Origin of the sequence: Microcoleus vaginatus FACHB-2002 (assembly GCF_040004035.1) — a bacterium.
Classification (GTDB): domain Bacteria; phylum Cyanobacteriota; class Cyanobacteriia; order Cyanobacteriales; family Microcoleaceae; genus Microcoleus; species Microcoleus vaginatus_C.
In genome coordinates, this window is sequence record NZ_JAMPLN010000005.1 from 171,915 (window position 1) to 195,445 (window position 23,531).

A 23,531-nucleotide genomic window follows, 5' to 3' on the forward strand; every position below is an offset into this window, starting at 1 on the left:
GTGTCGCACTTATGAGTAAGGTGTGCAGTGCACACCCTACAAATGCGAGTTAAGCTAATCCGCATTTAAATTGCAGAGTAAAATAAATCTTTACTCTTGTGGAGCGGGCAGGAGATCCCGCACTTAACATACAACTTAAATGCAGTACAGGTTAGAGCGTAAGTATTGTTAATGTTTCTTAGGATTTTTCGGAAAAGGAATGCCCAAACTTTCGTGAAAAACAACCTGAGTTTTATAAGTCAAGCGCCGGTTAACTTGTTTGATGATTTTTTCCAAAAGCGCATCGCCGGTTTTTTCTATTAAAGGTTGAGACATCGATCGAATAAACTTGGGAAAGCAAACCCCCACAGCCAAATCCAGCTTCCAGCTAGTAATGGTAATCGCAGGCGGCAGCTTAGCACGTTCCGAGCTCGGCCAATCAGCGGCAAACTCCTGAGACGGTATCTCCACTAGCTTCATTGCCGATCGAAAATCCACTTCATACCCAGGCGATGTATAATCCGGAACCGGGATTGTCTTAATCAAATAGCACCCTTCAGCGTCAGGTGGCAGCAACTCTAAACCAATTCTCGCTTCAACGCGGTAGCCAAAAGCCCCAAAACGCCCGATTAATAAATCATAGCCGTTTTCGCCGATCGGCTCAGCCTTCATCGGCGAAGCGCAGTGGCAAAACCAAGTCTTGTGGTTGTTCAAATGGTTCCCCACCGTCTCCGCATCCGCGTACATCTCCATGCTGTCTTCAAAATGCGTGTGAAACCAAATCGGCTCAACTTCCTCTCCTGCATCCGCGCTTCCACTTTCGGGCTGTCGGAAACTCGCATCTGCGTAGTAATTTTCGTCAGAAGCTTCAACAGCTTGATATTCAGCGGAATCGTGCTTCATATTATGCTCTCCTGTTATACACGCCAATCAATCTGGTTGGGGATGTGTTAAGGAAGTTTCCTCCCTACAATTGAGAAATTGATAGTAACAAAACTTACCCTAGTTCAGCATAACTCGACTTATGAAAGCATTTGTAGCAGGAGCCACAGGTCAGACTGGCCGCCGCATCGTCGCAGAATTAGTCAAGCGAGGTATTCCCGTGCGCGCCTTAGTCAGAAATCTAGACACAGCTAGACAAATTTTACCACCGGAGGCTGAGTTAGTGACTGGGGATGTATTAAATGCGACTTCGCTGGGCGATGCCATCGGCGATAGTACGGTATTGCTGTGCGCGACAGGAGCCGCCCCTGGTTTTGACCCGACAGCGCCTTACAAGGTGGATTTTGAAGGTACTAAAAATTTGGTGGATGCAGCTAAGGCTAAGGGCATTGAGCATTTTGTGCTTGTGACTTCTCTGTGCGTCTCCCAGTTTTTTCACCCGCTGAATTTGTTCTGGCTGATTCTCGTTTGGAAGAAACAAGCCGAGGAATATTTGCAAAAAAGCGGCCTAACTTATACGATCGTCCGTCCGGGCGGTCTCAAAAATGAGGATAATTCAGATGCGATCGTCATGACTGGTGCCGACAAAATGTTTGAGAGCAGCATTCCCCGCACTAAGGTAGCCCAAGTGTGCGTGGAGGCGCTGTTTCAGCCGACTTCTCGCAACAAGGTTGTGGAAATTGTGGCGAAGTCGGAGGCTCCGCAAAAGAGTTTTGAGGAGTTGTTTGCCAGTGTGATTTGATTGAATTAGCCTCGCTTGGGTTCGGTGCGTCAGACCAAAAACACTTTGATTTGGATCTGATATCAAATCCGTTAGCATCGGAATAGTAAATTCGAGTTCACTGTTGACTGTTGACGGTTGACTGTTCACTCTCAACAGCCAACCGTCAACAGTCAACATCATTCCGGTGTAACCGGAAATCATATGAGATGTTGCACCATTGTCAACAACAGGCAAGATGCCTGTTCCACAAAAAGTGCATTTTCTTGTGGGGTGGGCATCCTGCCCGCCCAAAAAAGGCTTATCGAGAATGGTGCAAGATGTGATTTGGGTCAAAGATTTGGGCTGACGCACCCTACAACAATTTTCCGAGCGCCAAATCTGGCAAAATCTTAATAGTTTTACGATTCGACCTTAAAATTTCGTTTTCCCAGCATGAAAACTCTCAAGTGGCCAGCTTGGTTCCCCTATCCGATTTCGTGGTTAAGGGCATTTGCTCTCGCTCAGAGTTTTAGTTTTGTCCTTCGCAGGGGCATTCCTTTTGTCAGCGACGATATCGGCTTTCTGACTCTACTGCTGGCGGCTTGGCTGATTCAGTTGCCTGTGTTTTTTGTTTTTCATTTGTTCGCAGTCAAAATCTTAAATCCCTTACTAATTATGCTGCCAGGGCGCTTTCGCGTTGCGCGCAAGTTCAAGCGCCGGCATACGGGTATTCGATCGCACTTGCGAGAAGGCTTGAATGCTGTTGTAGTGATTTTTTTTGCATTTAATCTGTCGCTGTTGGTGCAACTTGCGATTTTTTATTGGCCAGCGCGATCGATCGATCCGGCTCAGTTACTAACAGGAATATCTACTCTTACAAATGTTGCGGTAGCCGGTGAATTAGATTTCTGGATGATTAAATTGGCGGGGGTTTTATCGAGTCTAACGCTGGTAGCCGCGCCGCTATATCAATACGATTTTCGGGTGCGCCGGATGCGGGCGGCTCGAAAATGGGTCGAAATTTCGGAAATGGAAATGACTTTGCTGGAAGCTGAGAAATTGAGCCGTCGAAAAAGAGGTTTGCTGAGGCGATCGGAGATTCAAATCCTCGGATTTATACTTTTAATCGGCGCTGTGATTAGCGGCGGTGTTTTTTTGGTTGCTAATTTGCGGGGAAATCAGCAGTTATCACAATCGGTAAGCGGGGTGGGAAAATTCCCGCCGCTGGCTATGAAAACGGGCGATCCTTACATTCGAGCCCTGATGCGAACTATTTCTGCTAGCGAGTCGAATGTTGCTAGACCTTATCACGTTGTTTACGGTGGCAAATATATATTAGATTTGAGCCGCCATCCTGACTGGTGCGTGAAGATTGTTAATGGCCCGAATCGGGGCAAGTGTACTACCGCTGCGGGCAGGTATCAATTTCTGACTACGACTTGGAAGGAGAAGGCTAAGCGCTATCAGGCGCGTCGTGCTAATTTTTTATTCTGGGAAGATTACAGTTTTGAACCAGAAGATCAGGATGCTGTGGTTTATGCTTGGTTGAGCGATCGCAAGTTTTGGAAAGCTGATATTTCTGAGATGTTGCGGCAGGAAAGATTAACTGACGTGTTGCGGATGCTTTCGGGAACTTGGACGAGTTTGGGATATGGAATTGAGACCAATTCTATGAGTTCTCGTTTGCCAAAAGTCTACCGGGAAATGCTGCGGGAAGAATTGGAAAATGCTGGTTCTTAGGGAGTTAAATGTTGGCTGTTGACGGTTGACGGTTGACGGTTAACTGTTGACTGTTGACTGTTGACTGTTGACTGTTAACTCTTAACTCTTAACGAATGTTATTAGTTATTAACAAGCCAAAGCGATTAAGAAATAACCACTAACAAGTAACGAATAACTAATCCTTCAAGTTTGGTAAAAATGCTGTCAAACATTTGTACAATTCTAATCCCGGCCCTGCTTGCAGGGGATAAAGCCTGTCGAAATTAATGGGGTTTCCCGGTGCTAATTTCCACTCGATTTTCTCTGCTGTTTTTGGGGAAATTTCGATCGCTACCGTGATGTTAATAATGTTGTTGTGCTGGGGGATGCCCCGGAAGCAGTAACTTTTGCCCGTGCGTTTGTCGGAATCGCTGCCGGTGATGTATCTGTCTTGTTTGCGAAATTGGATTTCTCTGAAAGGTCGATCGATCACAAAGGAGTCTCGATAGCGGTAGTCTCCGTCGCGCAAGCTTTCGACAGTCGGCCTGATTTGACTTATAACTGTTGCTGCACTAAGAGTTAGCATCATTGATCCGGGTTCCTCTTGTGAAATCGGTGATTTTGCTTGTGCTACCTGGTGTCTGAGTCGCTGTGGGCGGCTTAAACAAACGCGCCCCGTGTAACAAATTAATAAAAGCTGTTAAGCAGTTTCAGTTGATCCCTAGCTATCGTGAATAATTATTTCATGGTTTCATCTCTATTACCTATCTGAGTAATAATAGAAACATACAGCAAGCCGTGAGAAGTTTTACGGGCGCCTATTTAAGGATTAATTGACGATACTTAGAGGATACTGCTATGTTTGGCGTGACGCGAGAAACAAAAAATTTAGGGCGGGTTGAAACGGGAAATTCCCAACGGCGAGGATCTTTCACCTCTGCATCTAAAAGTACCCGTATTCTCCGATCGCGAGTTTACAAAGATGAGGCTCTGGTGTCGGCTGCGCTAGCGGGACTGCCAGCTCTTTTGGCATCCCTCGAAAGCTTTCGCGACGAGTAGAACCTGGCATTTTCTCTTGCTATATGTGGCGGTTGGATGTTGGTGATAGCGGCTGTCAACCAAGCAGGGGCTGTTTTGATTGCACCTAAAATTCTCCTCGATTTGAGTATAGTTTGGCTGTACTGAAGTATTCCGGGATGCAGAAACCTGGTTGTTTATACAAAAACATTTTTACAGCCATTTGTTATGGTAGGAAAAATGGTATAAAAACCAGGCTTCTTGGTTTTTGTCCGTAAGTTTTGTGTTAACAAAATTTATTTTTCAGTATCATCGGGTGCGATCGATGCCTCTACCTCTTGGGAGGAACGGCTTAACATAGAGTCGTGCAGGTGTTCGTTGTGCTGCCTTTCTTGAGCCATTAATTCTCTGGCTTTTTCTTCAGCAATTCCCTCGCCATGTGTTTCTAGCTCGTGGGAGGAACGGTTGAGCATAGATTCGTGCAAGTGTTCGCTATGCTGCCTTTCTCGTGCAATTAGTTGTCTAGCTTTTTCTTCGGCGTTCATGAGGAGTTTCTCCAATTGCTTGTTAGAATCGATTCTTACTTATATTAAGATGCCACAATTTGAGGGTAAATGTAGCAAGATTAACATAAAATTTTACAAATAATTGTAGAAAAAAAATGGAGAAAAAAATTTTAGTTTGCTGGCGGTGGGTATCGGGATCGCTGGTTGCCGAGCTAATTATTGCCAGACGCCGGAAAAGATATTCTTGACTGCGATCGCAATTCGATTTAAGTCTTCCTTCAGCAGCGGTGGCCAAGAAACTCCTCTGCGGAGTCCAGCTTCAAATTGCTGCAAACCTTCTACTGACAGTAAATGTAGTGCCGAGATTAATTGTCGATCGAGCATTGGAGATTCTTGCAGACTCTCAAACAATATTTTTAAAGCTAATAAAATCGATGTCACCTGTCCGGGTACGGGCGGTTGACCTTGTTTGAGACGCATCAGGAAGGCGTCGGGATTTTTCTTGGTTTCCAGGGCGGTTCCTTGGTCGATCAGAAAACTGCGGGCTGTTTTGTAATCCATTTGACTTGCGATCGATCTCCTGCAATTAATTAGCTGGCATTATATCACTTTTTGTCTCGCTCAATTTGGTACTATATTTCCATACAGCCTACACTACAGCTACTGGTGAGGTGCGCCCACAAGCACGCTACAGCTACTGATTAGAGGCGTAGCATTCATCCCACAGTCGCCTTGAGCGAAGTGCAACGGACAGGGAAAAAAAAAACAATGGCAAAACACCAAGGAAATAGCAGAAAATCCAAGATTTATCGCTACTTGTGGCTGCTTTTTTTGTGTCTGAGCTTTCTGTTAGTTCCGCTCATCAAAAAAATAGCGGCCGATACGCCATTCCCCCCACCCGCTCCTATGGAAAATAGTGCTACTTTTGGAGCGAGGATTCAAAGGACGATGGGGTTACTTGCGGCTAGCACTCCAACAGACCGCCGCCAAGTGCGTATCCTATTCTACGGTCAATCCATCACAGAACAAGATTGGTGGAAAGATGTAGTGAAGGATTTGAGACAGCGATTTCCCAATGCAGATTTAATTGTGGAAAATCGGGCAATCCCTGGATTTTCCGCCCCGGTTTTAATCCGGCCCAGCGAACACGATTTGTATCCTTTTTATCCAGACTTGCTCATTTTTCACGTCTACGGAGGCGGTGAAGATTACGAAGCCATAATTGCCAATGTCCGCCGCCGCACTGCTAGCGAAATACTCTTGCATTCAGACCATCTTGACTGGATGCCGACAGGCAACAGCGACGATCCAAATTCAGTCAAAAGATACGAATGGCACAACACTCATTCTACTAAATTGCTGCCAGAGTTGGCCGATAAGTACGGCTGCGAAATCGCGGAAATTCGCGAACCTTGGCGCCAGTATTTGAAAGACAATCGCTTGCAGCCACAACAGCTATTGAGCGACAGCATTCACCTCAACGATTGGGGAAATTTTCTCCTAGCTGCTCTCATAAAACAGCACCTGCGATACAAGCCAAATTCTTCTCAACAGCCGCAGGATTTAGTGAAAACCTATACAGTTGGCAGGGATGTTAAGTGGCAAGATGGCAAGTTAATTTTAGAATTTGAAGGAAATAGAATAGATGCGATCGCCGATAAAACCTTCAACGGCAAGGCAATTTCTGCTAAAATTGCGATCGACGGCAAAAAACCCTCAGAATTTCCTGAACTTTACAGCATCACCAGGCCTAGCGTTACTCTTGGCGTCGGTTGGCCGGCAATCATCCAAGTATCCAGCCAACAACCGCTAATCGTCGAAGATTGGAAAGCCGTAATTACTGAGATTAACAGCGACGCCAGCAAGTTTAAATTTGACGTTGTAGGTTCTAAAACAGGTTACGACGGCAGCGGTACAAACGACGAAATGTTTGTCTCCAACTCCGGCCGCGTCGTGATTGAACCGAGAAACTGGTGGCTAAAAAATTCTTATGAAGACTCTAAAAAACCGACGCCTAAAGGCTTTGAAATTTCCTGGCAGGTGCGACCAATGTTTGTTGATTCATACGTTCCTCCACAAATTACAGATTCAAGCCGCGAGTATTCTACAACATTGGCTCAGAATTTGAGCAACTCCAAACACACCCTTGAAATCGTCCCCGAAACAGATGGGAAAGTGCCTATTCAGGCAATTCGAGTGTATCGCCCTCCTTTCTCCAATCTACCATCTCAAGTTGAGAGTTTTAAACCGCAGATATCAAATGTCGATCGCACTTTTCTTGGTATTTCTTAACCACTGACTAAAACTCTAGGACTACTCAGCAAGTAATAAATCGATAAACTTATCCAACTCTTCATTATTCTTTTCGGCTTGATCCTTGCCAATTCTCAGCAGGTCTGATATTTTCTCTTCCGAGGCATCATCAATGGGCAGCGGTTGTTCGTGGCTCAAATCGGGAGTAATTCTCAAATATTGATTCGGTCTTTCAACCGCATCATAAATTTGAATTAGTTGATAATTTACAGTTTCAGCAACTCCCGTCATCATGATATTAATCAAAGGCTCTACCCACTCAATTTGACCCCAATTTTTTACTTTTTCGTAGGGGTATTTTTTCTGAGCTTCTCCGGTTCCCAAGGATAGAATTACCATATCTTTTGCTGTCGGGCCTCGGTCCGGGCCATTGTCAGGAATTCTGAAGTTATTTCTAACTTCTGCATAGGCACAAAGTGCGGGATTGTTTGCGAATACTCCCCCGTCAATTAAAGCGTAGGATTCATTGCTAAAAGAGTAGATTTTAGAAACCTCAAAATAAGAGGGAGCTGCCGATGTTGCTCTGGCGATATCTCTAATAAAGTAGTCTTTTGCTGGATATTGTTGAGCATCTATTTGATCGAAAAAGTGAGCTTTTCTCCTTTCGATGTCGTAACTGGAAATTAAACAAGGTTTTAGCAGTTCGCTGAGTTTGCAATCTCTAAAATTTTCCCAAAATAATTTTTCTAAGGGCTCGCTGGGATATTTCTCATCTCTCACACCATTTAGAGATCTGACTTTTTGCCACAATGAAGTCTGAAAAACGTCGCGGCCACTCTTAATCGAAAAATTAACAGCGTCTTGGGCCGCCCACCGAGGCCTGCTGGGATTTTCGGCATCGGGACACAAATAGATGCAAGTTAAAATTCCTCCCGCACTCGTGCCCGCGATTAAATCAAAATAGTCAGCTATTCTCGCCTCTGGGTTGCCACTTTTTTGTTGCAGCTTTGACTCAACGCTAACTAAAACTTGCGCGGGAATAATTCCTCTAATTCCGCCTCCATCTATCGATAAAATCCTGGTATATTTAGCCATAACCGTTGCCTCTTCTGAATGTTTGCTCGTTTCCTACAGCGCGAGATACAAAAATTGGTTTGAGAGGCTAATCATAGCGGTAATAGCCGTAAGCTGCTTAGGGCGCACCTACATAATTCCGAATTCATGCACTGATAAATCTCAAATTCCAAATCTTCAATCTAAATTTAATTGGCGGGCTGCGATCGTATAGCGAAAAATGTATTCTACAATTTCTACGTAATTGTAGGCGGCGGCTGGCGAGTCTGCCCAGACTGTAATGCCGTGATCGCGAATTAACAAAGCGGGTACAGAGGGCGCACAAATCGCAAAGAATTCGCAAATTTCCTTGGCTATCTTAGGGACTTCCAAATAATTTGTAAAGAGGGGTATCGACACTTGCGGGTTTTCCTCCCAGACCCCCAAACCTTTCAGAATTTCGATCGCAGGTAAAGGCACTGCATCTCCTGCTGTTAGCCGAGAAACTAAATTTGCCTCGATGGAGTGGACGTGATAGCAAGCTTTAGCGTTTGGAAAACAATTGTAAATGGCTAAATGAATGCTGGTTTCAGCCGAAGGGCGGCTGTCGGCAACAGGTTGCTCGACAATTGCGCCGTCTGAGTTCATTCTGATAAAATCTTGTTCAGTTAACTGCCCTTTCGCGCGGCCGCTAGCAGTAATCCAAAAACTGCCATCTGGTAAGCGGGCTGAAAGATTGCCAGCAGTCCCAACCATCCAACCACGATCGTAAAAATGTTTGGCTGCTGCAATTAAATCCGATCTCAAATCGCCACTCATTATTTATAAATCCTCAGTTTTTAATCTACTTTTTACTTTAATAGGAATTGCGCTGCCCTATCTAAACGTAGGGTAATCCGTGCAAAGCTTATATCAAATTCGGTCGCATCGGACTTATCTGCACGGGGGCGGGTTTATTATATTATTTATTATGGGCAATTATTGTTGGTGAACCCGCCCCTACAAAATTTAACATCATACAATACCGATGCAAACGGAATTTATATTACCTGAGAAAGGCGATAGTTTCAATTCCATTTTTGGGACAAATTTTCCAACACATCAAAAAAATTATCCCATTTAGTATAAGGCTTTTGTTGTTCGTCTAGATACTCGGCAAGCCGATCGCGCGCAAACACGGACGAAGCCTGCAAAGCCATATTAAAATCCGTCAGCGAATCTCCGATTGCCACCTGTTCCTCGGCCGGGTGCTGGCCCATTACCCGCACCTTAGACACCAATTCCTCATCTCCTTCAAACTCAGAATTGACTTGCAAGCGAGGGCCACTAGCGTCCACATCCACAGCGTAAATAACCCTCGCCCGGTGTACCAAATCGCCCATTACCGTCTCTACCATGACCCGAAGACCGCCGGAAACGATCGCAAAATCTACCTTTTTCTCGTCCAAAAAATCCAGCAATTCCAACAATCCCGGCCGCATCAGCCTTCCCCTAGAAAATTCCACAATTTCCCCGTAACATTCAGAGGGAATAGACTCTAGTAACTGCCGCACTCCCGATCGCAAACTCAGCCTTCTAGCGTATATTTCAGGCATTAGTTGAGACGACAATTCCGGTGCGAAATGCTTGAGCATTGCCACAAAAGTTTCTTCAACAGTTATCGTGCCGTCAAAGTCGCAGAATACCACCCGTTGCTGATTGTTCGGGATTGAAGATTTTTGCTTGTCATCGGTCATTGTCAGTCGCACCTTTCGAGAACGGGAAAAATTTACACAATTCATCGTACACTGTCGAGCGATCGAGCGCGACGCCCCGAAACTAATAGTGACGCGCTGTTTGGTGGCAATTTCCCGCAGAATTTTATGCAGATTCTTCGAGAGAATCTTCATCTTCCAGGGAATCTTCATCTTCCAGGGAATCTTCCAGAGAATCTTCCAGAGAATCTTCCAGGGAATCTTCTAAGTCCTGCTGTTGGTTTTTTGTCTTTTGGGGGTTAGACTTAGCCGGCAAACAGATTAAATTATCATCCTCAGTATTAATCAAACCTTTCGATCGCAACTTACCCATCAGGCGCGTCACAGTCACCCGCGTTGAGCCAATTGCGCTGCCTATTTGAGCGTGAGTCAAGGCCCAAGGCAGCCGGTAGCCCCGAACCACATCCGGTTCGCCGTCACCTACGTAAGGTTCGCCGAACTCCTCGATCAACAAAGTGAGAAATCCCAACAGTCTGTCGATCGTCCGGCGCTGTCCCAAAGTGCTCAGCCAGAGAAGTTTCCGCTGGTGCTGGTAGCGAAACGCATCCAAAATTTCTCTACGAAAGTGAGGCCAATTATCCAAGTCGTGCCAGTACATCCACACTACGTGAGTTTGATCGGCGTGGGCGTAAGCTTGGAGAGTAAACGGAGACTGAGCAACCAGTTCAAAGGGCTGACCTGCGCCGACGAAGCCCAAAAAAGCTTCTTCTGTAGTTTTGTCAACGGATTTTGACTTCGCCGCCGCAGCGCTAACTTGAGCGCTACCTACGAGCCGCACAGAACCTTTCTGGACTAAATAGAGCAGTCCGGGCCTTGCGGGAATCCGCTCGTCTTTGCTAAAAGTCCGGCAGCGGTAGTGTTCCTGGGCCCAGTCGATAATTCGCTGCCAGGTGATAAAAGGTCGATCGATAGTCTCTAGAGGTGTGGAAGTTGATTGCATAAGTGAGGCTCTGGGATATATTTAATAGTGAGAAAAACAGCTTCTGCCAGCAGTGCGATACAAAGTGAGACAACCAACCCCCGATCGAGCTTGCACGCTTCTTAACTATGCTGACTTTTCTGTGTTTTACCGAAAAATTTAATGTAGCAAAAAATACATCAAAATGGTATAGTTCAGCAAAAAATTTGTCGTAAATTATTGTATAGTTAGCCCCAAAATCGCTAGAAAGCCTATTAATTCGATGTAGCCCCGTCCGGGGGAGCCGATCGACTATCTCTGACATCAGCAGTTTAACGTACAACAACAGTGCAAGTGGTAACAGTCGATCGTCGCTGTTACCGTAGGATCAGCCGATATGGATACAGCAAATATCTCGCAGTGCCCGGAAGTTACAGTGAAGTGTTTCTTGCTTTCAAGGTTCCAAAGCGCGATCGGCCAGCAGGGGACACTAGGGGAAATTCCGTTAAATCGAAGTAAAGATACCGCGCGGGTGCTGTACGTGTCTGCGATCGCCCTGAAATTGGCTAAAACTTGGCAGCAGACACCGCAGACAATCGCGGCCGAGTTGGCCGAAACACTCGAACCACTGTGCTACCCAGATTTCGCCGTTAAAGTAGCGCCGGCGGGAATTATTGAGTTGGAGTTGACGGATGCAGGTTTAGCCGTCTGGTTGCAGCGTTTAGCTCAAACGAACCTGCCACTTCCAGAATCTCGAATATTATCTCCTGTTGTGTCAGCCGATCGACTGTTTCCCATTCAGTACAGCCACGCGCGCTGCTGTTCCCTGCTGCGAATGGCCCACCGCGATCGGATAATTGCGATCGCCCAGCCCGATGTCGCTACAGCGCCGGAAATTTGGTCGCTGGCGAGTCCAAATCCTATCCCTTGGATTGACGAGGGCGATCGACTGCGGTTAGTGCATCCAGCAGAACGCAGTTTAATATCGCAACTGTTAACAGTGCTAGACAATTTATATCCTACTTTTGAGGTAAAGAACCGCGAAAAACCTGTCAATTATTTCAAATTAGCCAATAGTTTGAGCCAAGCATTTCAGATTTTTTACAGCCAGTGCCGAATTTGGGGAGAAGTTAAAATAGAACAGCCAAAACTCGCCCAAGCTCGATTAGGTTTAATATTAGCAACTCAATCTTTGCTGCGATTTATCCTAGAAAATTTGTTTAACGCTATTGCTCCTTTAGAACTTTAAATTAGTCACTATAAAAAAGTAATAACGAACATAAAATAAAGTATTTTACTGTATTTTGGCGCTGGTTTCGGACAAGTTTAATTTTTGAAATCGTAGTGATAAACGAGTTATTTTTGCCAGCTTAAATGAATTTCCAACAAATCGCGAGAACCCGTTACTCTTAGACAGAGAAATAGCACCAGCGTGATGCAGTTGAAAACAGTGTGAATTTTCCGCCAGCGGTGCGATCGAGCCTGATAAATTTCCGCTGCAATTGCCCACGAAAAAGCCATCAAAAGCGTCCGATCGATGTTGTAATAAAAATCCGCAACCAGCGATTTATCATCCCTGCAAAAAATCCCGTCTTGAAATCCCAAGATAATGCCAGCATCTAGTTTAAGGCTTTGCAGGCGAGATTTGCTTTTTTCTAGTTTTTGCGATCGGCAGCGTTACTGTAAATGTACTGCCGACGCCTTCTTCACTGATCAAAGTAATTTCGCCACCGTGCAAGTCCACGCATTTTTTAACAATGCTCAGCCCCAGTCCAGTACCGGGAATTCTACCGACATTTTTAGCCCGGTAAAATGAATCAAACAACCGTTCTTGGTCGGCGACAGGTATGCCAATTCCTGCATCCTGTATCGAAAAAATAGCCTCATTTTCCGTAAGTTTTAATTCAAAAATTACTTCGGTATTTGGGGGAGAATACTTAATAGCATTGGACAGCAAATTACCCAGAATTCGCCGGAGCAAGCTTACCTCCAAACACGCCATAGCGGATTGATAGGGATTGACAAAAATCAGCGTTACCCGATCATTTTCAGGTTTCAAATTCAGGCTGCTCTGAAATTCCCCTACCAACTCATTACACAACTTTGCTACGTCTATCGGTAGCAAGGAAAAACCTGTTTTTCCAGACTCAACACGCCCCAGCAGCAGAACATCATCTAATAACAAATCTATACCTTTGGCGGCTGCTTGAGTTTTGTCGAGAAGTTCTTGTGTTTTCTCCTCTGTTAATGTCAACTTGTACTTGCTAAGAAGTTGTGTAGTGCCGATGATGAAATTTAAAGGATTGCGAACGTCGTGGGCAATCATGTACAGCAGAGATGTTTTCATCTCGTTGAGTTCTTGGGCTGTTTGCAGAGTGCGATCGAGTTGGTCGTGAGACAATTTGAGAGTTAAAGACAACTGGCGCGATCGCAGCAAAATCTCCACCCGCGCTTGCAATTCTATCTTCTCGATCGGAGCGATAATCAAATCGTCAATACTTTGCCAAATAAATTGCGTTGCCATCCCTACATCCGAGCGGGATGTAATCAAAAGAAAAGGCAAGCATACCGGGTGTTCTGCCTCTTTTTGGGCTGCCACCCATTGCCAGTGGCGTTTCAGGGCAAGAGCGTCAATTATCCCCAGATCAAAAGATTGATTAAATGGTAAAAACTCCTCACTATTTTCTGTTGAGTTTGGCAGCAATACCTCATAGTAAACAGCTAGCCATTCTAATAGCAGGCGGCGATTTTCTTTCTGTTCGACAAGCAATAAAATTTGACTCACGCAGGTTCTCCTAGCAAGCTGTGCACAATTCCCAGCAAATCTCTAACGATCAAAGGTTTTACCAACATATTCCGAGCACCGTGGCAGAGGCTTTCGTGCTGAATGGCAGCGCTTTGTTTGGGCGAGAGTATCAGAAAAGGGATTTGGTGATTTCGCAGTTGTTCGCAGCACTCCCAAATTCGACGGTCGAAACCAGAAATATCTACTAAAGCCATCCCTATCCTAGCAGGCTGACTGATAGCTTGTGCCACATCTTCAAAGTTATAAGCCGCGATCATCTGGTATCCTTCTTTATTGAGAAATTGTGCTAATAGTTCCAAGTTTCGCTGATTGCGGTCTACGGCTAAAATTATTGAATTGCCAGTCATTTATCAGCTTCCTGTGAATACGAGTTATAACCATTTTAGATTTTAGATTTTAGATTTTAGATTGGGGAGTGAGTGATTATATATGGGTTGGGAGCTGGCCTAAAGTTGGATTCTTTTTTTATCTGGTATTAGCTTACTTTTCGGCGAGCTATTACATAGGTTTTCAGTTGAGTGAAGTACAGATGCTGGGGTACAGGACACGGCCGCGTGCCCTGTGCCGCTACTGTATTTCATAGAAGTGAAAACTGCTATAAAAGTCGAAAAATACACAATTTTACCAATATATTTAAGTTTTCCAGGACTTAGGCTAGTGGTAAGGTGCGCGGTGCGCCCCCTACAGCTAGTGGTGAGGTGCGCGGTGCGCCCCCTACTCATTAGTAGATTCACGACTGCAAAATTAGCTGCAATTGCCCAGAAACAGCAGGACAAACCCCCATTCAATCTTTATCCGCTCCCCCCTCACTCCACACCGGCGCCGAACCCAAAATGCCGCGCAGCCCCCGTATCGGTTTGCTGACTTTGATGCCGTAGCGAGTAATCTCGAGTTCTCGCAGAGTTCTCTCGAAATTGCTGACTCGTTTTTTAATTACTCCGATCGCCTTGCGGATTTCTGTCCTATTATGCAGTTGGCGTTCCAGATAGCGTATAAACAGAAGATTATCCGCCAAATAGCTAATTCCGATCTCGGTCAGCCGAAAATCTCCGCTAATGGCTTCTACCTCATTAATCAAGATAACGGTGACTCCCATATTCTTCAGATACTTACACAAAGCGTGCAAATTGTTCACCAAATCTTGCCCCTGCATCGAAAGCTGATAGCCAGAAATACTGTCAAGCATAACAATCCGCGTCTTTTCCTGCTCCACCTCCTGGCGAACCATACAGGCAAACTGATCCGGCGAGTACAGCAAAGGTTCCACGGGTATCACCGAAAGACTTCCTTGCCCAATCATCGCCCCAACCGGGATGTTAACTGATTCGCAGCGCTGCAGCAGAGTAGAAGTTGACTCCTCAAAAATGTAAACTACCGATCGCTCCCCCCTTCCTGCAGCTTCCTTCATAAACTGAATCCCCACCGTCGTTTTACCCACGCCGCTAGGCCCGCTAATCACCGTCACAGTCCCCCGTTCCAGTCCCCCGTGCAGTAGTTCGTCCATTTCTGGAACCCCAGAAGAAATCGCTTCCGCAACAAAATCCTGTTGAAAGTTGTCCGGCAGCAGTCGCGGAAATACCTCCATACCAGTCTGAGTCAGGCGCAGCGAATGGCGGCCGCTGCGGAAGTTGGAGCCTCGCAGCTTGGTGACAGACATGGTGCGTCCTTCAGGGCGCAGTTCCAAGTAAATTACTCCGTCGCTGATGAATTGCAAATCGTCATCGGGAGAACTTGATGTGCCTTCGGAGGTGAACACTACCGTCGCCCCCCCTTCGACTAAAAAGCGCAGAAAAGATAGAACTTGTTTGCGGAATTGGAACTCATCCGCAGCTAAGTAGCGAAATTGAGTGATCGCGTCCAAAAACACCCGATCTGGTTTGACTGCCCGTACCTGTTCGATAATCTTTTGTGTAGTCGGTTCTCGCTCTACCTCGGAGGCGGAAAAAATGTCATAAGTCTGAACTTCGGTAAAAAATTCTGAGGAGGGGCTTAAATCGAGGAATGGCATCGCTTCGATGTCAAAACCGAGCCATTGAGCATTGGCACGCAGTTGCGCTTCCGGTTCTCCTAAAGTAATGAACAGGGGTTTTTCTCCCAAAGCCACACCTGCGGTCAAAAAGTGAAAGCCCAGTGTAGTCTTGCCAGTACCCGGGCCGCCACGCACCAAATAAGAGCGTTGAGGAATTAGGCCACCGCCAATCACTTCGTTGAGACCGGTAATTCCCAGAGAAATTCGGTTTTGAGACATTTGTTTTTTCATGTTTTGAATATCGGGCCCGTATTAATATTTAATGGTTTTAGGCAGTGTTTTGATAATTTTTTTTACCGGGCGTCTGATAACCTTCATGAAATCTTTTTCTACCGAAAATTACGTAAGCATACAAGAATTAGAAAGTATTGTCGGGGCTGCTGGCATCTGTCGCTGGCAAGATACAGAGCCATGTTGGCAAGAACGGGTAGAAAAAGCAGTTGTTCCCGGCACGAAAATAGATTGTACCGTTTACCCGAATACTCAGGAAGAACTGGCGGCTGTCATTGCTTGGGCTGGGCAAAATCGCTGTGCAGTCTTGCCTTGTGGCAGTGGCAGCAAACTTGATTGGGGCGGTTTAGTAAAATTAGACTCCGATCCCCCCCAGCCCCCCTTAACAAGGGGGGAGCAAGATGTTGTCAAAGTGGGTCTTTTGAAGGGGGATTTAAGGGTATCTCCTGATGCAGCGAGGCTTGTGGCTGTCAGCACTTCGCGCCTCAATCGACTTGTAGAACACGCTGTGGGCGATTTAACCGTGACTGCCGAAGCCGGGATGAAGTTTGCGGATTTGCAACAAATTTTAGCTGCAGCAGGTCAATTTTTGCCGATCGATCCGGCGTATCCGCAACAGGCAACTTTGGGCGGCATTGTCGCTACTGCTGATGCGGGTTCCTTGCGGCATCGCTATCGGGGGGTGAGAGATTTGCTGTTGGGAATTACCTTTGTGCGATCGGACGGTAAAATTGCTGTAGCCGGAGGTCGAGTAGTTAAAAATGTCGCCGGTTACGACTTGATGAAACTGTTTACTGGTGCTTACGGCACATTGGGCGTCATAAGTCAAGTAACTTTTCGAGTTTATCCGCTGCCTGAATCATCGGGAACCGTAGTGCTGACAGGGGAAATTAATGCTTTGTCCCAAACGGCTCAAATCTTATTATCCTCTGCTTTGACACCAACAGCCGTTGATTTGCTGTCACCTGAATTAGTCGCAAAATTAGGCTTAGGAAAGGGCACGGGATTAATCGTCAGATTTCAAAGTATCGCAGAAAGTGTTAAACAACAATCAGCCCGCTTACTGGAAGTTGCCGAAAAGTTGGGTTTGCAAGGCAGTAGCTGCTGCGAAAATGATGAGCATCAGTTATGGCAAAGATTGCCAGAAACAATGTGGGATTCTGGCACAAAGTCGGCAATTATTTGCAAAATAGGAATCAGACCGTCGGAAGCTGTAACGGCAATTAACGAATTGCCGGTACAGGACGCTTGGATTCATGCAGGTAGCGGTTTGGGGGTTTTGCGGTTTGAGAATGCGACTGCGGCAACGCTGTTGCAGGTACGCCGGGGGTGCGAAGCGAAAGGCGGTTTTCTGACTGTTTTAGCAGCGCCGACTGACATCAAGCAAGAGTTAGATGTTTGGGGTTATACTGGAAGTGCGATCGATTTAATGCGCCGGATTAAACAGCAGTTTGACCCGGAAAATATTTTGAGTCCACATCGTTTTATAAGCGGTATTTAGTTTAAAGTTTGTAGTCAGGACTTCAATTTTTTTTATTCCTAGTCTGAATTATTGGTGAACCAGATTTGTTTTTAACGAACCGCGAAGGCGCGAAGAGCGCGAAGGAAGAGAAAAGAAGAGAAGAGAAGTTTTTGTTTGCTTGAGGGATTGAGGCTGGCAATTTTAAAGGACTAAAGTCCTTACTACGAACCAAAACAATTAGGTAATATATTAGTATGCAAACTTCAGAAAAATCTCAAGTTCCCAGCGACGATTTAAGACCGGCCAAAGAAAGCAATTTCCTAGCACAAAATCCCCACTTTGAAACCCTGGAAATCCCAGGTTTCGATGCCAAGAACCCGCCAGACCCGAAATTAATCGATACTTGCGTACATTGCGGTTTTTGTTTGTCAACTTGTCCGAGTTATCGCGTACTCGGCAAAGAAATGGATTCGCCTAGAGGCCGCATTTATTTAATGGATGCAATTAACGAAGGCGACGCACCTTTAAACGAAGCAACCTCACAGCATTTCGATACTTGTTTGGGCTGTTTGGCCTGCGTTACAACTTGCCCTTCTGGAGTTCAATACGACAAATTAATTTCCGCAACTCGCCACCAAGTTACTAGAAATCAGGAACGCACTTTTTCCGACAATGTAATTCGCACTCTGATTTTTAATCTCTTCCCTTATCCTCACAGATTGCGGCCTTTGCTTGTACCGCTGTTTATTTATCAAAAATTAGGACTGCCAAAACTTGTCCGCAAAACAGGTTTGCTGAAAAAAGTATTTCCCCGCTTGGCTGCGATGGAATCAATTTTGCCCAAAGTGACTGTCGATTCTTTCCGAGATAATTTACCAGAGGTAATTCCGGCACAAGGGGAGAAACGCTATCGAGTCGGCGTGATTTTAGGCTGCGTGCAGCGGCTGTTATTTTCGCCAGTGAATGAAGCTACTGTGCGAGTTTTGACGGCTAATGGTTGCGAGGTTGTGGTTCCTAAAAGTCAGGGATGCTGTGCTGCTTTGCCGGAACACCAAGGCCAAGCGGAACAGGCGAAAGCTTTGGCGAGACAAATGATTGATAGCTTTGAAAATACTGGCGTTGATTTTGTGATTATCAACGCTGCTGGGTGCGGCCATACTTTGAAAGAATACGGTCACATTTTAGCAGATGACCCTGATTATCGGGAGAAAGCTGAAAAATTTGCTGCTAATGTTAAGGACGTGCAAGAGTTTTTGGCAAGTGCGGGAATTACGGCGAAACTCAATCCTTTGATTGACGGAGATTTGACAATTGTTTATCAGGATGCTTGTCATTTGTTGCACGGGCAAAAGATTAGTTTGCAGCCGCGTCAGTTGCTGCAACAAATCCCTGGGGTGAAGTTAAAAGAACCTGTGGATGCGGCTTTGTGCTGCGGGAGTGCGGGGGTTTACAATATGCTTCAGCCGGAGATTGCTGATGAATTGGGAGTGCAAAAGGTGGAGAATTTGCTGAATACTGGGGCGGAGTTGATTGCTTCTTCTAATCCGGGTTGTTCTTTGCAAATTAAGAAGCATTTGGAGTTGCAGGGAAAGGAAGTTACTTTAATGCACCCAATTGAGCTTTTGGATTATTCGATTCGCGGCGTGAAGTTGCAGAGGAAGTAGTTTTGTAGGGCGGGCGGTGTCTGCCCTATTTTCGATGTGCTTTTTTGTGAATGAGATTTTTTACCGCAGAGGGCGCAGAGGGCGCAGAGTTCGAGAAGAGAGAGACAAAAGAGAAAGAGGAATAAGCTATTGTATTGAGAAGTACGATCGCACTTCTCATTCTTCCCACAAGCTAAAATTAAATTCAACAGTCCCTAACCCCGGACAAGAGTTATAGTAACTCAACTCAAGTCTCCTCAAAAACCTGATGTAATTTACCCCGACAGCGACGGTCTACCCATGTCAGACAATACTAAACAATTTCGCTGGATACTCATCATCCAACAAAATTTAGCGTGGCTTTTTGCCGATGACCCGAATGTATTTGTCGCGGGCGATTTGCTGTGGTATCCCGTCGAAGGAGATAACAAGATTCGCGTCGGCCCGGATGTGATGGTAGTCTTCGGCAGACCGAAAGGAGATAGGGGCTCTTACAAGCAGTGGGAAGAATAAAATATCGCGCCGCAAGTAGTGTTTGAAATTCTTTCTCCCGGTAACAGGCTAACAGAAATGAATAAAAAACAGGTATTTTACGATTTTACGATCGCCACGGGGTAGAAAAATATTACCTGTACGACCCGGAACGCAACGATTTCAGCGGTTGGATGCGTTCACAGGGGCGTTTGGACGTAATTGATGCGATCGAAAATTGGGTCAGTCCCCGACTGGGAATTCGCTTTGATTTGTCGGGTGAAGAGTTGCAAATTTATCGCCCTGACGGCGAACCGTTTACAAGTTATGAGGAGGTTTCTCGCAGGTTGGAACAAGCCGAACAGCGGGCTGCTTTACTGGCAGAAAGACTGCGAGCGATGGGAATTGACCCCGAACAATTGTAAACTAGATGGGGGAAAAGAGCGATCGCACTTTTAAATTTTAGCAAAAGTGCGATCGGCATAATGACTAATGACTAATGACTATTTCCCCTCTTCTAACCTCAAAAAATGCACCTGTCCCGAAGCTTCCGCCACTACGATTGTCACCCCATCAGGTGCAACAGCGCAAGCTTTCAAAGCACTATCTCCGCTGAAACTAGCAATTACTTCTCGACTTAACAAATCCCAAACTTTGAGAGTATTATCGTCCGAAACAGAAATTGCCTTTGTTCCCATAGTCGCCACAGATGTTACCGCATCAGCATGACCTGTCAAAGTAAAAACTTCTTTTCTACTGGACAAATCCCAAACTTTCAAATTGTGTTCCCGCCCGCCAGAAATGGCCCATTTGCCATCCGCCGTAACTGCCACAGCATTCACAAAACTCTCATGACCTTTGAGAGTAAAAAGTAGATTTTTGACGGCTAAATTCCAGAAATTTGCCAAAATATTCTTTTCTTTCCCCAAACTCCAAACTTTCAGAGTTTGGTCGCCGGAAGCCGAAATAACCCGATTGCTGTCAGGAGTAACTGCCACAGCTTTTATGCCGTCCTCATGACCTGAAAAAGTAAAAAGTTCCTCTCCTGTTCCTAGATTCCAAACTTTAATAGTTTTGTCTGCCGAACCGGAAATCGCCATCGTTCCGTCTGGCGTCACTGCCACAGAATTTACCCAGTCTGTATGACCAGTGAAAGTAAAGATTTCTTTTCCGGTTTCTAGAGCCCAAACTTTCACAGTTTTGTCGCCGGAACCCGAAACTATTCGCTTGCTATCTGGTGTTATTGCGATCGCTTTTACCCAATCTTGATGTCCCGAAATAGTAAAAATTTCCTGTCCGTTTTTGAGATTCCAGACTTTAATGCTGTTGTCTCCTGAACCGGAAATCGCTTTCGTACCGTCCGCCGTCACTGCTACAGCATTTACCCAGTCATCGTGACGTGCAAATGATAAATTTTCTTTGCCTCTTTCTAAGTGCCAAACTTTGAGAGTTTTGTCAGAGGAACCAGAAACTATCCGCTTGCCGTCGGGGGTAACAGCCACAGCATTCACTGGGGCGATGTGATTGGTAAAAGTGAAAAGTTCTTCTTTTGTTTCCAGATTCCAAACTTTCACCGTTTTGTCGCCGGAAGCCGAAATTACCCGTTTGCCGTCGGGACTGACTGCCACAGCTTGAACGAAACTGCTGTGTTTTCCTAAAGTGAAAAGTTGCTTTCTTTCTGACAAACTCCAGACTTTAACAGTTCCGTCGTAACTGCCGGAAATTATTTGTTCGCCGTCGGGACTAACTGCTACACTTTTTACCCAGTCTTCATGACCCGTGAGAGTAAAAAGTTCTTTTCCAGTTTCTAGGTTCCAGACTTTCATGCTGTTGTCTCCCGACCCGGAAATCAACCGTTTGCTATCAGGAGTTACTGCTACGGACTGGACAAAACTGCTGTGACCTTTGAAGTTAAAAATTACTTCCCTGCTTGTCAACTCCCAAACTTTAATACTGCCATCCCAAGAACCTGAAATTACTCGCTTGCCGTCGGGAGTTACTGCTACTGCTTCTACGGCAAAAGTATCGCCTGCAAAGGTAAATATTTCTCTCCCAGTTTCTAAATCCCAAATTTTAATGGTATTGTCCCAAGAACCGGAAATTACTTTAGTGCCGTCGGGGGTGACAGCTACAGCATTGACGTAGGTAAGATGACCTTTGAGGGTGGAAAGTTCTTCTCCTGTTTCTAAGTGCCAAATTTTGAGATTGTGGTCGGAGGAGGCAGAAATTGCCCGCTTGCCGTCGGGGGTGATTGCTACAGCTTGTACCCAGTCTGTATGTCCGGTGAGGGTACGCAGCAATCTCCCGCCGGGAGGAGTAAAGCTGGGCGTTAGCGGTCGCAGCCAGGGGGTTTTTTGGTGTTTTGCCTGTGCTAGCAGTGCTGGAATATCTGGACTTTCAAAGCACATCAAGCGGGCTATTAGTTGGGTGGGTAGTTGGCTTTTATCTATGGCTAGAATGTGGGCAGACAGCCGAATTGCTTCTTGGATTAATTTGAGTTGGTCGGCTTTTTGGTCTGAGATAATAATATCGGGACTTGTTGCTAAATCGTAATCTTCTATTAGCGCCTGTACTCCCGATGCTGACAGCTTGGCTTTAATAAAATTGTAATCTGTTAGTAAGCTGTATAATTTTTCGGAGTCTGAAGTCGCTGCTAGCTGACTGGGCAATATTCCCAGGTAGTGCGTCTGTTCTGCGGGCTGCATTTTATCCAGCCCTTGTGTAAACTCGGTCATAAATTTACGGATGTGTTTTTTAAATGTATACGATCGCTAGCTGTACCCTACCGAAAAGCCGATCGAGAATCTTTTCTCTTGACTTAGCATGACATATTTGAATGCTATGTGCTACGGGCTTGCTTTCCTCGATTTGGTGATGGTTCGATGAATTGCTGGTTTTTTAGTCAGAGTCTGCTTTGAGAATTTTCAAGCAGTGCGATTACCATAAATCGCCGCCAATATCATTCGACTCAGCAACGCCCAATTTACCGATCAATCGACAAAAGCTCACATATATCGTTGTTTTTCTTAACATAGCTGGTATTTGGGCGATGATGGTCGATCCATCAACACTGTCAAAGCTAAAAAATTTCAGGTATCGCAATCCTATTTAATGTGCGAAAAAGACTTTTTATAACGAAATATGATGCCGGATGCTCTAATTTTCTGTCGAGTCAGCCGCAGCAGCGAGGCAGATGTCCCCCTGGTTGGGTTTAGTACCTCAACGGCATCTGCAATCTGTTTCGCCCAAAGCTCTCAGAAAGCTTTGCAGGTGCGCCCCCTTCCTCTAAAATATAAAAAAGGACTTGCACTCTTAAACCGGGTTTCTAGACAAAATCATTGGTTTGACCGCTAGGTACGTAGGAAGAAACCGGGTTTCTGACTTCATAGCGCGCAAGTCACGATCGCAAATAAAGCAGTATTGACTTTAGAGACAAATTTCATGGATGTTATCGAGTTTTTCGAGTTAAGTGCAGGTAAATGGTTTTCTCAGCGTACCGTACACAATCTCAATTCTGGAGAATTGCAGGCGGGTAAATCCGACCTCAAAATAGAAATACTGACAGCTAGCGATGCAGCAGTTGTCAAACTTTGCCAACAACACTCGATTAACCCGGCGTCAACTGGGCTAACCAGCGTTCGGATTAGTTGGGACGGTATTCCCGATCGCGATAAACCTAAACAAATTGGTTCTACAATACTAGCGATCGTACCAAATCCCGACAATCCCAGCGAAGGCAAAGTGTTGCAAGACAAGGGTAACGGCCGCTACGTGATGGGCGACGATGTGCTGACATTGATTACAGAATCAGACACCCTCCATGCCGAAGAAAGGCTGTGGTATCTCATGCCCAACCTGCGGCTGCGGACTAGCGTTGTTAAGCAAGCTAACGGTACGGAACAAGCATCTTTTTGTTCGGAAATTCGGATGGGAGTAAGTGCCCAAAATGAAAAGTGAAAAATAACTATCCATAGCGGTTCTCAAGCGTTGTGAGGTATGGGGGCGAGTCCTATGCCCTATGCCCTATGCCCTATGCCCTATGCCCTATGCCCTATGCCCTATGATCACCTCATGTTACTGAGA

Annotated in this window: 21 protein-coding genes and 1 pseudogene; 9 read left to right on the forward strand and 13 right to left on the reverse strand. The window is 45.6% G+C overall.

Going from position 1 to position 23,531, the window contains the following annotated elements; genetic code table 11:
• Nucleotides 1–168 precede the first annotated feature (168 nt).
• Nucleotides 169–882 carry a DUF1997 domain-containing protein gene (locus NDI35_RS06635; protein ID WP_445312024.1) on the reverse strand — a complete coding sequence of 238 codons (714 nt, stop codon included), beginning with the start codon at nt 880–882 and terminating at the stop codon, nt 169–171.
• 121 nt (nt 883–1,003) lie between these two features.
• Between NDI35_RS06635 and NDI35_RS06640 the strand changes: the two genes are divergently transcribed.
• Both NDI35_RS06640 and NDI35_RS06645 read left to right on the forward strand, forming a co-directional pair.
• Nucleotides 1,004–1,663, forward strand: a complete 660-nt coding sequence (locus NDI35_RS06640) for an NAD(P)H-binding protein (RefSeq protein ID WP_333053110.1) — start codon at nt 1,004–1,006, stop codon at nt 1,661–1,663.
• 414 nt (nt 1,664–2,077) lie between these two features.
• On the forward strand, nt 2,078–3,364 hold the full coding sequence (locus NDI35_RS06645; protein ID WP_445312025.1) for a glycoside hydrolase family 24 protein: 1,287 nt from the start codon (nt 2,078–2,080) through the stop codon (nt 3,362–3,364).
• 157 nt (nt 3,365–3,521) lie between these two features.
• Here NDI35_RS06645 and NDI35_RS06650 read toward each other — a convergent pair whose 3' ends face one another.
• Nucleotides 3,522–3,914: a hypothetical protein gene (locus NDI35_RS06650; protein ID WP_445312026.1), complete on the reverse strand. Its 393-nt coding sequence runs from the start codon at nt 3,912–3,914 to the stop codon at nt 3,522–3,524.
• 269 nt (nt 3,915–4,183) lie between these two features.
• Between NDI35_RS06650 and NDI35_RS06655 the strand changes: the two genes are divergently transcribed.
• Nucleotides 4,184–4,384: a hypothetical protein gene (locus NDI35_RS06655; RefSeq protein ID WP_445312027.1), complete on the forward strand. Its 201-nt coding sequence runs from the start codon at nt 4,184–4,186 to the stop codon at nt 4,382–4,384.
• Between the two features lie 254 nt (nt 4,385–4,638).
• Here NDI35_RS06655 and NDI35_RS06660 read toward each other — a convergent pair whose 3' ends face one another.
• Nucleotides 4,639–4,887, reverse strand: coding sequence for a hypothetical protein (locus NDI35_RS06660; protein ID WP_333159746.1), 249 nt, complete (start codon nt 4,885–4,887; stop codon nt 4,639–4,641).
• 177 nt (nt 4,888–5,064) lie between these two features.
• The gene (locus NDI35_RS06665) at nt 5,065–5,409 is read right to left on the reverse strand and encodes a Dethiobiotin synthetase (RefSeq protein WP_333170930.1); all 345 of its coding nucleotides are present in this window, start codon (nt 5,407–5,409) and stop codon (nt 5,065–5,067) included.
• Nucleotides 5,410–5,616: 207 nt separating this feature from the next.
• Here NDI35_RS06665 and NDI35_RS06670 point away from each other — a divergent pair, with 207 nt between their 5' ends.
• Nucleotides 5,617–7,140 carry an SGNH/GDSL hydrolase family protein gene (locus NDI35_RS06670; RefSeq protein WP_445312028.1) on the forward strand — a complete coding sequence of 508 codons (1,524 nt, stop codon included), beginning with the start codon at nt 5,617–5,619 and terminating at the stop codon, nt 7,138–7,140.
• Between the two features lie 21 nt (nt 7,141–7,161).
• Here the strand turns inward: NDI35_RS06670 and NDI35_RS06675 are convergent, their stop codons facing one another.
• The 4 genes from NDI35_RS06675 to NDI35_RS06690 form a co-directional block, all read right to left on the reverse strand.
• Complete coding sequence (locus tag NDI35_RS06675; protein WP_445312029.1) at nt 7,162–8,196, reverse strand: patatin-like phospholipase family protein; 1,035 nt, start codon at nt 8,194–8,196, stop codon at nt 7,162–7,164.
• 156 nt (nt 8,197–8,352) lie between these two features.
• On the reverse strand, nt 8,353–8,973 hold the full coding sequence (gene mtnB / locus NDI35_RS06680) for a methylthioribulose 1-phosphate dehydratase (RefSeq protein ID WP_445312030.1): 621 nt from the start codon (nt 8,971–8,973) through the stop codon (nt 8,353–8,355).
• 248 nt (nt 8,974–9,221) lie between these two features.
• Nucleotides 9,222–10,061 carry an HAD-IB family phosphatase gene (locus NDI35_RS06685; RefSeq protein WP_445312031.1) on the reverse strand — a complete coding sequence of 280 codons (840 nt, stop codon included), beginning with the start codon at nt 10,059–10,061 and terminating at the stop codon, nt 9,222–9,224.
• Nucleotides 10,015–10,848 (reverse strand): Crp/Fnr family transcriptional regulator, encoded by an 834-nt coding sequence (locus NDI35_RS06690; RefSeq protein ID WP_445242201.1) that lies wholly within the window; start codon nt 10,846–10,848, stop codon nt 10,015–10,017. The genes NDI35_RS06685 and NDI35_RS06690 overlap by 47 nt, the downstream gene beginning before the upstream one ends.
• A 355-nt stretch (nt 10,849–11,203) precedes the next feature.
• Between NDI35_RS06690 and NDI35_RS06695 the strand changes: the two genes are divergently transcribed.
• Nucleotides 11,204–12,055 (forward strand): DALR anticodon-binding domain-containing protein, encoded by an 852-nt coding sequence (locus NDI35_RS06695; protein ID WP_445312032.1) that lies wholly within the window; start codon nt 11,204–11,206, stop codon nt 12,053–12,055.
• Between the two features lie 107 nt (nt 12,056–12,162).
• Here NDI35_RS06695 and NDI35_RS06700 read toward each other — a convergent pair whose 3' ends face one another.
• The 4 genes from NDI35_RS06700 to NDI35_RS06715 form a co-directional block, all read right to left on the reverse strand.
• Entirely contained in the window at nt 12,163–12,411 is a 249-nt protein-coding gene (locus NDI35_RS06700; RefSeq protein WP_445312033.1) for a DUF4079 family protein, read from the reverse strand.
• A gap of 19 nt (nt 12,412–12,430) precedes the next feature.
• A complete protein-coding gene (locus NDI35_RS06705) occupies nt 12,431–13,591 on the reverse strand; it encodes an ATP-binding response regulator (protein ID WP_445312034.1) in 1,161 nt (386 codons plus the stop codon).
• A complete protein-coding gene (locus NDI35_RS06710; protein ID WP_333215812.1) occupies nt 13,588–13,959 on the reverse strand; it encodes a response regulator in 372 nt (123 codons plus the stop codon). Before NDI35_RS06710 ends, NDI35_RS06705 begins: the two co-directional genes overlap by 4 nt.
• A gap of 437 nt (nt 13,960–14,396) precedes the next feature.
• Nucleotides 14,397–15,860: an ATPase domain-containing protein gene (locus NDI35_RS06715; RefSeq protein WP_445312035.1), complete on the reverse strand. Its 1,464-nt coding sequence runs from the start codon at nt 15,858–15,860 to the stop codon at nt 14,397–14,399.
• A gap of 97 nt (nt 15,861–15,957) precedes the next feature.
• Between NDI35_RS06715 and NDI35_RS06720 the strand changes: the two genes are divergently transcribed.
• From NDI35_RS06720 to NDI35_RS06730, 3 genes and pseudogenes are all read left to right on the forward strand, one after another.
• Nucleotides 15,958–17,373, forward strand: a complete 1,416-nt coding sequence (locus NDI35_RS06720) for an FAD-binding oxidoreductase (RefSeq protein ID WP_445312036.1) — start codon at nt 15,958–15,960, stop codon at nt 17,371–17,373.
• A 215-nt stretch (nt 17,374–17,588) separates the two neighbouring features.
• The gene (locus NDI35_RS06725; RefSeq protein ID WP_445312037.1) at nt 17,589–18,998 is read left to right on the forward strand and encodes a (Fe-S)-binding protein; all 1,410 of its coding nucleotides are present in this window, start codon (nt 17,589–17,591) and stop codon (nt 18,996–18,998) included.
• Between the two features lie 213 nt (nt 18,999–19,211).
• Nucleotides 19,212–19,873 (forward strand): annotated as a pseudogene (locus NDI35_RS06730) (Uma2 family endonuclease).
• A gap of 78 nt (nt 19,874–19,951) precedes the next feature.
• On the opposite strand, the gene NDI35_RS06735 reads toward NDI35_RS06730, so the two are convergent.
• Nucleotides 19,952–22,195 carry a hypothetical protein gene (locus NDI35_RS06735; RefSeq protein WP_445312105.1) on the reverse strand — a complete coding sequence of 748 codons (2,244 nt, stop codon included), beginning with the start codon at nt 22,193–22,195 and terminating at the stop codon, nt 19,952–19,954.
• Between the two features lie 694 nt (nt 22,196–22,889).
• Between NDI35_RS06735 and NDI35_RS06740 the strand changes: the two genes are divergently transcribed.
• A complete protein-coding gene (locus NDI35_RS06740) occupies nt 22,890–23,405 on the forward strand; it encodes a phycobiliprotein lyase (RefSeq protein ID WP_445312038.1) in 516 nt (171 codons plus the stop codon).
• Nucleotides 23,406–23,531: the final 126 nt, after the last annotated feature.